General features: G+C 45.9%; 9 protein-coding genes. 7 read left to right on the top strand and 2 right to left on the bottom strand.

What is annotated here, in order from left to right; translation table 11 throughout:
- Positions 1-24 precede the first annotated feature (24 nt).
- Genes FBF37_RS00045 through FBF37_RS00015 form a run of 7 tightly spaced genes read left to right on the top strand, consistent with a single transcriptional unit; the run spans position 25 to position 11249 of the window.
- A complete protein-coding gene (locus FBF37_RS00045; protein ID WP_138078286.1) occupies positions 25-2538 on the top strand; it encodes a TrbL/VirB6 family protein in 2514 nt (837 codons plus the stop codon).
- Positions 2539-2563: 25 nt separating this feature from the next.
- Positions 2564-3493, top strand: a complete 930-nt coding sequence (locus FBF37_RS00040) for a PrgI family protein (protein ID WP_138078284.1) — start codon at positions 2564-2566, stop codon at positions 3491-3493.
- 7 nt (positions 3494-3500) lie between these two features.
- On the top strand, positions 3501-4421 hold the full coding sequence (locus FBF37_RS04115) for a conjugal transfer protein TraC (protein WP_236861246.1): 921 nt from the start codon (positions 3501-3503) through the stop codon (positions 4419-4421).
- A complete protein-coding gene (locus FBF37_RS00030) occupies positions 4421-6259 on the top strand; it encodes a VirB4-like conjugal transfer ATPase, CD1110 family (RefSeq protein WP_138078282.1) in 1839 nt (612 codons plus the stop codon). Before FBF37_RS04115 ends, FBF37_RS00030 begins: the two co-directional genes overlap by 1 nt.
- Positions 6260-6261: 2 nt before the next feature.
- Positions 6262-9276, top strand: coding sequence for a M15 family metallopeptidase (locus FBF37_RS00025; protein ID WP_138078280.1), 3015 nt, complete (start codon positions 6262-6264; stop codon positions 9274-9276).
- The gene (locus tag FBF37_RS00020) at positions 9273-10508 is read left to right on the top strand and encodes a phage tail tip lysozyme (protein WP_138078278.1); all 1236 of its coding nucleotides are present in this window, start codon (positions 9273-9275) and stop codon (positions 10506-10508) included. The genes FBF37_RS00025 and FBF37_RS00020 overlap by 4 nt, the downstream gene beginning before the upstream one ends.
- 12 nt (positions 10509-10520) lie before the next feature.
- Positions 10521-11249, top strand: coding sequence for a peptidase associated/transthyretin-like domain-containing protein (locus FBF37_RS00015; protein WP_138078276.1), 729 nt, complete (start codon positions 10521-10523; stop codon positions 11247-11249).
- A 1-nt stretch (position 11250) separates the two neighbouring features.
- On the opposite strand, the gene dnaN is transcribed toward FBF37_RS00015, so the two are convergent.
- Together dnaN and dnaA are read right to left on the bottom strand one after the other, a co-directional pair.
- Positions 11251-12351 carry a DNA polymerase III subunit beta gene (dnaN, locus tag FBF37_RS00010; RefSeq protein WP_138078274.1) on the bottom strand — a complete coding sequence of 367 codons (1101 nt, stop codon included), beginning with the start codon at positions 12349-12351 and terminating at the stop codon, positions 11251-11253.
- A gap of 254 nt (positions 12352-12605) precedes the next feature.
- Positions 12606-13958: a chromosomal replication initiator protein DnaA gene (gene dnaA / locus FBF37_RS00005; RefSeq protein ID WP_138078272.1), complete on the bottom strand. Its 1353-nt coding sequence runs from the start codon at positions 13956-13958 to the stop codon at positions 12606-12608.

Below are 13958 nucleotides of genomic sequence, written 5' to 3'. Positions count from 1 at the left end.
TAAAAAATGCTACCATTTACAGTAATGGAGTGGTTGAAAATGCGAGTGCGTCCGCAAATACGTCGGTCGCAGTGGTTTGCCATACTGACTATTGGTATTTTTGTCGGGTTTTTTAGTGGTATACTCATCAACTCTACCTCAGTTTATGCCGCTGAGGCTCAGTGGAAAAGCGACTCACTGGTCGTTGATGGCAAAACCCTCAAACCAGTTAACGACACAGCTCGTAAAAAACTGCTTGGTCGCGACAGTAAAGACTGGGTCTATGAGGCTACCGAAGGCAATCAATCAACAGTGGTCTTTTTCGCTGGAAACGGCAATCCACGAACCGCTACTACCGCTAAATATGTCAAATACGCCCTGAACGGTAGCACACCAACACCGGCAGGCGAGCCAGAGGACATTGAAGTTAAACAGGATAGCAACCCCAGCGAGGCAGAGTGTGATGTGAGAGGGGGAACCGGTTGGTTTATTTGCCCAATCTCTAACGGAATCGCCTCAGGAATTGATGAAGTTTATACATGGATTTCCGACCTGATGACTACACCGGCGATAGACAGCTCCAACAATAGCTCTGGAGTAAAGGTCGCCTGGGACATCATGCGAAACATTGCCAATGCAGCGTTCATCATTGCTTTTTTGATCGTTATTTATTCACAGCTCACCTCAGTTGGCATCAGTAATTATGGTATTAAAAAACTAGTTCCACGAGTGGTTATTGCCGCAATCTTAGTCAACCTGTCTTTCATTATTTGTGCCTTGATGATTGATTTATCAAACATCTTCGGTGTTGCCTTACAAGATATGTTCAACGAAATCCGTTCTCAAGTATCAGCAAACGGTGCATTTAACGGTGCTCCTTTGCCAACTTGGAGCGACTTGGTAGCCATGGTTCTGTCTGGTGGCGCAGCAACAGCGGGAGTATATGGCGCACTAGCGGTAACTGGTGGGTCGTTAGCTTCAGCCGCTTATTGGTTGCTGCCCATCATTGCCAGTATCTTACTAACTTTGACAGTCGTCTTTATCATCCTGGCGGCACGACAAGCATTACTGATCATTCTGACGGTCATATCACCGCTGGCTTTCGTGTGCTATCTGTTACCAGGCACCGAGAAATTCTTTGAAAAATGGCGAAACTTAATGTTCACCCTGGTGATATTCTTCCCAGCATTTTCAGTGGTCTTTGGTGGTGCACAGTTGGCAGGAATGATCATTTTACAAAACGCCAACTCATGGATTATGGTGATCTTGGGGCTGGCAGTTCAAGTCTCAGCTCTGGCTATCGCACCTCTGGTGTTCAAGTTGAGCGGCGGCGTACTGGGTCGAGTGGCTGGTATCGTCAACAACAAGAACCGCGGCGTCATTGACCGCACCAAAAACTGGTCTCGTGACCGTAGCCAATTGGCAGCACACAAGAATTCATTAGGTAAATCAGATGATGAATTGAAGAAAATCAGTGGCCTCCGTAAAATGGGGCGCTGGGCTAATTACCGCTCACGTAAGTTCAAAACCCGTTCAGAAGCCTACCAAAAGCGTGCTGATGCAGCATACAAACTTTCCCGCGCCAATCAAATTGCTGACATTGAGTCACGGGCTGCCGCTGACCAATTGTCACTGGCCGATGTTACAACCGCAAATGCTTATGAGGAAATGAAGGTCGAGGGAACACCAACACCAGCCAACCTAAAGAAGAGAGGTGCTCGCCGCTATGAGACATTACAGGAAGAAGCTCAACGAGAAGCGCGCAGTATTGCAATTCAAGGGCTGCGAAAGAACAGTATCCAGCGTGTTAATGATTACATTTTGGCAAACGACCTAGCAAATCAAGAGGATTTGCGGGCCCAAGCGGGTTCGGTGGAAAACATGTACTTCGGCAATGACCGTGGTTCACAGCGTGTGTGGTCAACGGCACGTAGCACCATCACTAAGGCTAATAAGGAATCGATTGAGAACGCTATGACTATTCTCAATGCCATGAACGTCAGCAATGATGATATGGTGGAATTGGCCAATGGTGTTAGTCGACGCGGCTTGACGGTTACTGATGATATCCGCTATGCGGCAATTCACCATGTGCTGGGCGGTAAGGACGCTGTGGCTATTCAAAGCTTACTGCAAAAAACCGACTTTGGCGCACTTAATGACGACTTCGCGCAAGAATATGGTGACGCGTTGCTATCCAACTCTGCTAAGCCAGCTTGGTTGGGTGGTGCAGCTGCCGCGGCCATTAAGGCAAATAAGGTTGACATGAACGGTCCAGACTACATGAGGAAGCTTATGCTTGATAACCTGAATATTGGTGGCTTATCGACCGAAGCAATTGTTGGTTCAGACCTGGCTTACTTGAAACCGCTCAAGGAAGCCTTGAGCGACCAAAGCTTTGTCTCACAAATCAATGAAACTGGACTGGACACGCTGCGCAAGAACCTTGTTTTAGCACAAACTGATCCTCGATTTAGTAGTCGAATTGGTAAGACCGGTGGTACAATTCGAGAAATCTCTCTTTCTCTGGGGATTAAGCCCGAAGATTTAACTAGTTAAACTATCTTTGCTATACTAGTATCATATGGCTGTGTATAGAGTGCCCCAGGATGTGGAAGCAGAAGATAAGCTGCTTGGGCCGTTCAGTTTTAAGCAATTTGTGTTTCTCATTATTGCGGTGGGCTTTTTTGGTATAGCGTGGGCGCTGGGAGTTGCTTTGTTGCCACTGGCAATCATTCCTTTGCCGTTTGGCGTGTTCTTTACCGTATTGGCTTTACCGCTACGTAAGGAACAGCCGATGGAAATATATATCGCAGCGGTGATATCGTTCTTCTTAAAACCGCGTGTTCGCCTCTGGGAACCAGACGGAGTGGAAACGCTGATAGAAGTGGTGGCACCAAAAACTAAGGAAGAAAATCTGAGTAAAAATTATGATCAACGAGAAATCCAGCGACGATTGTCATATCTAGCAAATATCGTTGACACACATGGTTGGTCGGTTCGTGGTGTTGGTAACCCGGAAGCGACGGGTAACTTGGACACCGCCAGTTCATTGCAGGCTGATTTTTATAATACGGCTGTCCAAGCAGAGGAAGATATTTTAGACCGAGGTAATACTACTTCGCGACAAATTGCTGATATGATCGCTGAGACCGACCATCAGCGACGAGAAGAGTTGATGCAGCGCATGCAAAAACCTCAAACACCAGCAGCACAGTCACCAGCTCAGCCAGCAGTCTTCATGGCTGCACAAGAGGAAGACATGCCAAAATTAACCGTCAATCCATATCCTCACATGCGCCAGGGTGTCTTATCTCCAGCAGGGGAGCGACCTGCCACCACCCCGCCGGCCGACCAAAATCAACCTATACAACGACCTATTGACCCTGGTATAATAGACCTTGCAAATAATCATTCTGATCTTTCCATCGCGACCCTACAAAAAGAAGCAGATCGGATACATAAACGCTCAGAGGAAACAGCTGAGGAGGAAGTGGTGATTTCACTACGGTAGGTGGGAAATGCAACCAGATAATCAACAACCATACCAATTACCACCCAACCCGACGACACCGCCGGTTGTTTCTGGGCAGCCCAGCCAAGCTTTACCGCCACAACCACAGCAACCACAACCTGGTCAGCCGATGCTACCAATGCAGCCCGGTATGACTCAGCCTGGTCAACCAGCTCCAAATCCGCAGGCCCAACCAGCGCCTAAAGATAAAAAGAGCGCCATTAGCACACAAAATACGTTGCTATTTTCAGAGATGCGCGAAAATATGATCATCATGAGCGATGGTAGTTTTCGAGCAGTGATAGAATGTCAGTCCATCAACTTTGACCTGATGAGCACCCGCGAGCGAGAAGCTATTGAATTTAGCTATCAGAACCTGCTTAACTCACTCTATTTCCCAATTCAGATCCTAGTGCGGTCGCAGCGCGTTGACATTGGCCCATATCTGGATCGATTGTCACACATTCGCCGCTCTCAGGACAATATGTTACTAAATGTATTGATGGATGACTACATGAACTTCATCGACGTTTTGTCACAAGAGGCAAACATCATGGATAAACGCTTCTTTATTGTGGTGCCGTATTTTCCTGGTGGTGATGTTAATGCCATGAAACAACAGGCAAGGGGTCTGTTTGACAGCTTCTTTAGCGGCAAGAAAGAAACGTTGATCACCAGGATTGATCAGCCAATGTACGAGAAGGCAAAAGATGAAATCAAAAACCGCATCGATACGGTGATGAACGGTTTATTTGCCATGGGTGTGAAGAGTTTACAACTTAACACCAGGCAGCTTGGAGAATTGTTCTATATCTCGTACAATCCTGATACTGCAGCACGCCAGCCATTGGTGCGTAACCCTAATGATTTGACAACCACCTATATCCGCAAGGGAAATGGTGAATCACCATATGGAGGAGACCTATAATGGCTAAGAAAAAATTAGACGCCATCGACATTGCCGCTCAACAGCGTGCTCGTGAACAAGCTGAAGTTGAGCAAGCTTTCTTGACCGGTGTGAGAACCTTGCGCGACTTTATTGCACCAAGCAGTGTGGAAATTCAAGCAAGCTATTTCCGACTGGGTGCCAAATATGGTCGCACTATCTACGTCTATGGCTATCCTCGTGAAATTTACACTGGTTGGTTGAGCTCGGTGATTAACATCGACGAAGTGCTGGATATCAGCATGTTCATCTACCCAGTCGACACTCAGGTGGTGCTTAACAATTTGCGTAAAAAAGTGACTCAGCTGGAAGCAAGTATGAATATCAACGCAGAAAAGGGGCGTGTGCGTGACCCGGCCATGGAAGCTGCCTTACAGGATGCCGAAGAACTGCGTAACCAGCTACAGATTGGTTCAGAGAAATTCTTCCGTTATGGGTTATATGTGACGATTTATGCCGACAGTCTTGATGAGCTGAATTTTATTCAACATAAAATTGAAACAATCTTTGGTCAGCAGCTCATATTTAGTAAGGTAGCATCAAATCAGCAAGAGCAAGGACTGAACAGTACCGTTCCTCAGTTGATGGACCAACTACAGATTCGCCGCAACATGAACACTGGTGCCATCTCCACCAGCTTCCCATTCACATCTGCTGACTTAACTGACGGCAAGGGTGTATTGTATGGCATCAATATGCACAACAATGGTTTGGTGATCTTTGACCGATTTTCTCTAGAAAACGCCAACATGGTGGTGTTTGCCAAGTCTGGTGCTGGTAAGTCGTTTACAGTGAAACTGGAAGCACTGCGCAGTATGATGACTGGCGCTGACATTGTCATCATCGACCCAGAAAATGAATACCAAAAGTTGTGTGATGCGGTTGGTGGTAGTCACATACGCTTGAGTTTGAACAGTGACACGCGTATTAATCCGTTTGATTTACCACGGGTGATTGATACTGAGGAGGCGGACGATGCTTTGCGTGCTAACTTGGTTACACTGCACGGTTTGTTGCGTCAGATGTTGGGCGGTTCAGTAGCTGGCTCAATTGGACTCACCGCGGCAGAGGAGGCGGATATTGATCAGGCTTTGATTGATACCTACGCTCGTGTCGGCATCACGTCAGACCCACTAACGCACAATTCAACACCACCAACCATTCACGATTTGTACGACACGCTGCTACACATGGGCGGTACTGGCCCACAACTAGCACAGCGTCTGCGTAAGTTTACCTCTGGTACATTTGCTGGTATTTTCAGCCAGCAGAGCAACATTGACATCAATAACGCCATGGTAGTTTTTAATATCCGAGACCTAGAAGACGAACTACGCCCAACGGCTATGTATATTGTATTGAATCACATCTGGAATATCACTCGAACCGACCAGAAAAAGCGTATGTTGATCGTTGACGAGGCGTGGCAATTGATGAAATATGAAGATTCAGCCAGCTTCTTGTTTAGCCTAGCTAAGCGAGCCCGAAAATATCAACTAGGCCTCACCACAATCACCCAGGACGTCGAAGACTTTGTGGGTAGTAAAATGGGTCGCGCCATCGTCGCCAACTCATCCATGCAGCTGCTTCTCAAACAGTCATCAAGTGCCGTTGATGTACTTTCCAGTGTGTTCAAGTTGACCGAGGAAGAACAGAAACGCCTGGCGAATTTCCCGGTTGGACAGGGTTTGTTCTTTGCTGGACAAAACCACGTACACATCCAAATTCAAGCCAGTGACACCGAGTACGATCTGATCAATACCTCACCGACGAAGCAACTTCCGTCTGAAACACCAATTGGTGGTTATGGAGCAGTATAATTATGCCACGGATTGACTATACGACCGATCCAGATATTGATGAACGGCTCAATCCGGCTTCTGAACAAACGTCCAAATATCTTAATTCCATGGAAAACAATGCCGCCAAGGATAATTTCTATGACGACGACAAGAAAGATGATGGACTAAACGCCGCGGACAGTGTTAACAATCAAGAGCAGCTATATTCTCGGTCTCCTTTGGGTAAGGCTGGCGGTAAAAAGCGCGGCAACCTCTTGGCGAATATGACTCGCAAAAAATGGGGTGCCACAGCCGGCATTGGTGGAGGATTATTTGGCTTAATGATGTTATTTTTCACAATTTTGCCATATAAGCTTGATGCCATGGTCTCCACCATCACCGACCAGCTCAGCTCTGTGCCACAACACGCCATTAACCAACGGCTAGAATATATCACCACACGCTGGGTTGCCATGAAAATGATGCAAACCGCATATCCGGGTGACGCAAACATCGTATTTTGTGCTGGCGGTGGTGTGTTGTGTCACTTAGGAGCCACAAAGTACAGTACCTGGTTTGAGGAACAGCTTGACGCTAAGTTTGAACAAGAAGGAAGAAAGGTTAAAGTTGTGTTTAATGCCAGCGGGCGAAATACCTTGGGTGGTAAGGCAACATCATTTTCTATGCATCTTGAGTCAAAAGATATGGACTCTGTTTTAAAGGGGGTAGAGAAAGAACTATCTCACAAAGATATGCGTCGTCACATCAAAAAGATGACACGTAAAGTTCATGGCCGTAATTACTTCATGCGCTATCTATCCAAACGTGTTTTGTACCGAAAATATGGGGTGAAAAAGTTTAATATCATACCGGAAAAAGCTGGTCAGAAATATGCTGATTTTAAGGCTAAAATTAAACTGAACATGAATACCCGCATCACTGCCAAAATGTCACCTCGCTTTGCAGCATATTTGGGATGTTTAGATGGTACTGACGCTAAAAAATGTCAAGATACGTTAGATAAACTAAATAATGATCTTGATTCAAAGATCAGCGAGGCGGAGAAAGAGGCTGAAAAGGCCACTGGCGATAATAAGACAAAAGCTGATGAAAAAGTGAAGAAAATTAAAGGTCAAAAAGAAGCCATTAACAATATCGACTCTCTGTCCAAAGCAGCACCGGACACACCACTAGGTAAAATTATCAGCAAACAATTATTTAAGAAAATAGCGGCTGCCAATGCCATCATTGGAGCAATTGACCTTGTTGCAAAAATCGTGGGAGCGGTTAATGAAAAAATTATTGAGATCGTTGGAGCGGACCAGAAGAAGCAATTATACACCGCTTTTACCTATGACGAGGAAGCCAGCCCAGTCTTAACCCGAGACCAAATTCGTGCCGGAACAATCGACAATATTCAGCACGTTGAATTAGCAACCTCACTGTTTGACGGCGCTGAATCAGCACCAATATTCCAAGCGACGTTTGGCGGTAATAACACCGCAGCCTCACTACTATATCCAACGGCATATGCTGAGGACGGTGGTATTCGCACCAAATGTGACGTTGGTGGTGAACAAAAGGTTGTTGCTTTGGATCCTGGTGAACTTGTCTGTCCAGAGAAAAAAATCGTCAAAGACTACACTACCTTTACGAAATATCCTGTTTGGCGAGTGCTAGCAGGAATTGCCGAAGCCTGGAACAGCACCTTTGGTGCAATCATCGACTTTGTTGGCGACACAGTCGGCAAGGTATTCAGTTGGTTCTTTAGTTATCTACAGGAACTACCAGGATTGAAGCAGCTTGTTGAACTTTCGGAAGGTTTGATTGAAAAAGCCATGGGCTGGGCAGTAAGTCTACTGTTCGGTATACCAGAGGTGGGAGTTGATGCTCCAGGTAATAATAACTTTGAGGCTCTCCATGGTGGACTCACAACAACCATGCAAAGTAGCACTGAAGCTGGGCAGGCTGGGGCTGATTCAGGCTCCAAACAGCCGGATGGAATTGGTGGAGCGCGATTAACCAACCAGCAGGTTAGTGTACTGGCAAAACAAATTGAGCAGGAGCGCGACGAAGAATTCCGTGAACAACCATTGATGGCAAAATTGTTCGACCCAACGCTCAAACGCTCAGTAGCTGGACAATTACTAGCCGTCATGCCAACGTCTGGATTTTCGACCGCGCGACTACTTGCACGCGCGCCAGTTGCTTTGGCGTCTGCCGTCACACCGGCTCATACTCACGCTGCTAAATACGATCAAGCAGCCGTCTTACGGGCCTTTGGCGTGACATGGCATGGCTTTAGTGATGAAGCAGTCTATAAAGCCGACCCAAGTCAATACACCGACAATGTCTGTTCAGCCAAAGCCAAAGCACGTGAAGAAAGTTACGGAATTCACGAAGGTGACTTAGTTCCAACATATAGTGTAGCTGACCCATGCGCACTGGAATTAACAGTGGCTGGTAACCTGGCGCTGATGGCCGACGACAAGGAAGGTAAATATTACCCAAAGGAAATTGATGATCCATCAGCTAACACTGGAGCGCAACAGCCAAGTAGCGGACCGGTTGGAGATGCCATTGGCCCGCCAGAACTTGAAGAAGCACAAACCTTTGGCGCTGAGCCCGCATCATGGGGTGGACATAAAAACGGTGAGATTCCGCTGTCAGCCATGAGTGAGCTAAAAACCGCGCCAGGTCACTATATGCATCCAAAGGCCGCTCAAGCCTTTGACGCGATGAATGAAGCGTACGCCCAGGAACACGGTGGTCAACATATGACCATTACTGAATCATACCGAACTCTAGCGACTCAACAGGATTACTTTTCAAGCGGCATAACACAGGCATCTCCAGGAACTTCAAAACACGGTCATGGGCTAGCCTTGGATATTAATGTTGGTGGCTCTAGTTTTAATACACCAATCTACCTATGGCTAGCCGCCAATGCTTCAAAATACGGCTTCGTCAACCCACCATGGGCAAGGGATCGCAATAATCCTGGTTGGTATAAAGATGAACCATGGCACTGGGATTACGCAAGGAGAGTACAATGAAACGAGTAACTGTTGGTCTACTGTTGGCTTTGGCGGGCTGTATCATATTTTTGACCGCAAATTCTTCAGCAGCACCAGAAAAAGATAAAAAAGAAGAAAAGAAGAATCAGCCAGCTGGCATCCCTTACCAAGATTATATTAAAAACGACATTAATATTACCAATCCAAATAGCCAAATCTGCTCAACCCAAAACACCGCAACTGGTGAACTTTCTGGCGAAAATGTAGAAAAGGTTCTTAAATTCTTTACCGGTAAGGGCCTAACTTTGGTACAAGCAGCAGCTGTGGCTGGTAACCTCCAACAGGAGTCTCGCATTGATCCAAGTGCACTCAACAGCATCGGTGCCTTCGGCATCGCTCAGTGGCTGGGTGGACGCCGCACGAATCTGGAAAAGAAGCCAAACTACAGTACCATTGAAGGACAATTAGAATATCTCTGGGAAGAGTTAAATGGAGCAGAAAACGCTGGTTTAAAGGTATTACTTAAACACACCGATAAATCAGGAAGTAGTGTCAGCGCTTTGGCGGTCGAGTTTGGTGAAACATTTGAGCGCTATGGCCCAAATGAAGAAGGTAACCGTGCCCAGTATGCTTCTGAGATTTTCAACAGTTATAAGGGTAAAATCCAAGATGGCGATCCATCGAAAATCGCGCCAAGCGCTGGTAGTGATTCGGGCGGCGCACAAATTAGTTCAGCATCAGCAACTGGTTGTAGTGGTGATGGGTCAAGCGTCGCCGGACAAAGTATCGTCGATACAGCCAAACAATTAGCATGGAATCCAAACACTGATAAAGGAGCTAATAACCACACGGCTAAAGCTGAATATATTGATGCGGTCAAGAAAAATAACCCGAGTGTCGTCGGTAGTTCAGACACTGACTGCGGTCGATTTATAGCGACGGTGATGCGTACCTCTGGTGCAGATAAAGATTATGAACCGATTGGCACTACAGCACAATATTCTTATGTAAAATCTCATCCAGAAAAATTCAAAATCATCGAGCGCCCATCTGCCTCAGACTTGCAGCCGGGTGATATTCTCCTCCACCCAAGCCATGGTGGTTACGGACATACCTTGATTTACACCGGTGACGTCGGCGGAGGGTATGTCGCCGCTAATGCCTCACTTGATGATACGGTGCCGATATTCATCAAGCAAGGATCAGTTGATTACCAACTCAGCCAGGCAGGCAACATCTTAGTTCGCGTCATTCAATCAAACAAAACCTAGAAAGGAAATATCATGCAGCCAGTCATTACTAAACAAAAAATTATTGGCGGTGCAGTGATCATTGGCGCGCTGCTTGTTGCTTTCATTTCATACTATGTATTCCAAACCGTCACCCGCGATACCACACTGCTGGCAACCTTTGCGCCAGAAACTGTCAAAATGTCTTATGATTCAGTGAAAAACCAGACCATCACCTCTGATAAACCCGTAACGGTTAAAAGCGGTAAACATACTTTCAGTTTCAGTGCTGATGGCTATGAAACATATACTATTGTACTTGACCTGGAGAAGGGAAAAGAACGAAAACTGTTGTTTGCCCTGACACCGAAAAGTGATAAAGCAAAAAATGAACTGAAGCAGAAAAAATATGCCAAAGTCTTGGATGGACTAGGTAGTCGACAAGTAAACAGGGTCGGTAAGGAAATCGATGAGGCTAATCCAATATTGCAGCATCTACCATTTGAAGACAGAGATTACCGAGTCTTCTCGTGTCAGCCATATCGCACGGATATCAAGAAATCGCATAAAATCGGCATCTGTATCACCATGGTCGGGCGCAACGGTGACGCGCTTCTGAGTCAAATATTAGAACGACTCGCCAGGCTTGGCGCGACACCAGATAACTACGACTTGAAGATTAATAACTACATCATACCAACCAAGAAAGAAAAAGATAGTCGAGCCGCTGTACCGTGTGGCAATGGACAGCCATCGTGGTGCTACAAATTCCGTGATCGTTAAGCTAACTTTTTAGCGGCATAATGATGTGAATATAGTCACGCTTCTTAGCCGTGGACTGAATGATACACGGGGAGAGCTTACCACTGAAGGCAAATGATACTTCCTCTCCGTCTGTAACATTCAAAGCTTCAGTCAAATACCGAGAGTTGAGCGTAATTTGACCGTCAGCAGAAATCTTAGCAGTTGCTTCTGAGGTGTTTTCACCAAGTTCTGAGGCGATGGAGTGGATGGAAATGATATTGTCTTCAGCTGAAGCATTGATAGTAACGCCGCCGCCTGACTCTCGAGCAAACAAGCTAGCAACTTTGGTGATGCGGCTGAGGTCGGCGCGTGAGACGATGATTTCCGTCTGTGACTGCTGAGGAATCAGCTGGCGATAGTCTGGGAATTTTCCGTCAATCAAGCGACTAATAATTTCTAGTTCTGGTGTCTGGAAACAAACTTGATCATCACCAAACAATATCACGATGGTTTCTGTGGCATCACTTAAACTACGAATCACTTCCTGTAGCGCAGACGTCGGGATGATGGCTGCAACTTCACCATCCGCTTTCATGAGTTTTCGCTCAGCCAACCGGTAGCCATCAGTCGCCGCTAGATATAGCTCATTTTCAAACGTATGCCAATACACGCCAGTCAGCACTGCCCGAGCCATATCAGAGCTGGCCGCCAAAATGGTTTGTGACACTGCTTTTTTCAGATCATCAGTGGCGATTTCGTAGCGCACTGCTGTATCTTCATTGATGGTTGGTAATTCTGGAAATTCATCAGCAATGACGCCATTGATAACTGATTTAAATTTACCAGAAGTGATGTGCAGATGATCGTCTTTGGTCTCCAGGTCGATAGTACCGCTTGGCAAGGTTGAGATAAATTCTGAGATCAGTCGTGCCGGGATGGTGATCGAACCTGGCGATTGTATTTTGGCACCAATATACTGGGTGGAAGCAATTTCCAAATTGGTAGCTGCAATCAATAATCTTCCTCCGTCCGTACGAAGCAAAATATTGTTCAGAATAGGAAGTTCAACGCGACCAGAAGCCACTCTTCCAATATTACTAAGCGCTTTTGCAAAATTTTCTTGTGTGACTGAAAGCTTCATAGTTACTATTATATAACCTTTCTTATTTTTTATCTGGTGTTAGTAATAATAGGTGCTGTGGAAACTGAGTAAAACAATTATTCAAACAGAGGTGGCTAGGCAAAAATAGCTGTGGATAGCGGTGTGGATGGGTGTGGTATATAGCAGTGGATAAAGCGGTGGTAACCCACAGCTGTGCAGAGTCTACTAAATTTTGCCACAAGGTTAGTCGCAGGCTGCGGACAGAATTCCATAGGTCTTGCACAGGTTTTCCACTAATTTTGCACATAGAGTTTATCCTTGACGTCATTGATTTGTTCACGCACCAGTTGGTTGGTTAAGCTTTCTTTGGTGATTTTTTCGACAGAGTGCATGGCTGTGGTGTGGTCTTTACGACCAAGTTCTTGAGCGATTTTTGGAAAACTCATTTTCAATTCGCTACGCAACAGATACATGGCGATTTGTCGTGGCTGGACGATGAACTTGTCGCGCCTGGCTGAACACATATCTTTTGGATCCAGATTAAAATAGCGTGCTGTACGATCAATGATCTGCTTAGCGGTAATGTGTTGTGGGCGAACCCGTTTCATGTCTCCCAGAACACTTTCAGCTGCTGCTACGTCTGGCACGAAGCCTTGCATGTCAGCATAGGCCAACAGACGGTTAAGCGCGCCCTCTAACTCTCGGATGTTAGTTTTAAAATTAGCTGCCAAATATTCAACAACACCTGATTCTAACTCAGTGCCACTGAGGCCAGCTTTTGCTTTGACAATGGCACACCGCGTTTCATAGTCAGGCATTTGAATATCAATCGCCATGCCCCATTCAAAACGGCTGCGCAGTCGGTCGGTGAGGGTAGGGATGCTTTTGGGTGGTTTATCGGAGCTGATGATAATTTGTTTATTGTTTTGGTGGAGGTCGTTAAACGTGTGAAAAAATTCATCCTGAGTTTTTTCTTTACCGGCAATAAACTGCATATCATCAACGATCAGCACGTCAACATTGCGATATTTATCAGAAAACCCCTTTTTCTTGAAACGGATATAGTCAAGGAATTCATTCACAAAAGCCTCAGTTGTTGTGTATAACACTCGAGCTGACGGCTGCTGTTTGATAATCTCATTACCGACTGCTTGCATGAGGTGAGTTTTACCAAGACCCGAACCACCATATAGATACAGTGGATTATATTTAAGACCAGGGTGCGACGCGACCGCTTGGCATGCAGCGTAAGCCAGGTCATTACTTGATCCGACGATGAAATTATCAAAAGTGTAACGCGGATTGAGATTACTATTGTTTTTTTGCGTCGGCGCAATGATGCGACGTTCCTTTGGACGGGTAACTTCTTCTGGTTGCTCCCGGTTGACAGTTCTTTTTCGTGAACCAGAACCAATCCGATACCGCACCACTCCTTCAAAACCATTTGATTTTAAAGCCGCTTGAATATCGGTATGAAATTTTTTCTCCAACTGAGCCTCTACGAAAATATTTGGAACGATGATAACGGCTTCTTTGTCGGAAACTAGTTCTAATTTTGTTTTTGTAAACCATGCAGAAAATGAAGAAGACGGAATGGTCAATTCTAATTGACCCAACACTCCCTGCCAGATTGCTTGTTCTTTCAT

Origin of the sequence: Candidatus Nanosynbacter featherlites (genome assembly GCF_005697565.1) — a bacterium.
Classification (GTDB): domain Bacteria; phylum Patescibacteriota; class Saccharimonadia; order Saccharimonadales; family Saccharimonadaceae; genus Nanosynbacter; species Nanosynbacter featherlites.
This window is presented reverse-complemented; position numbering and strand designations above follow the sequence as displayed.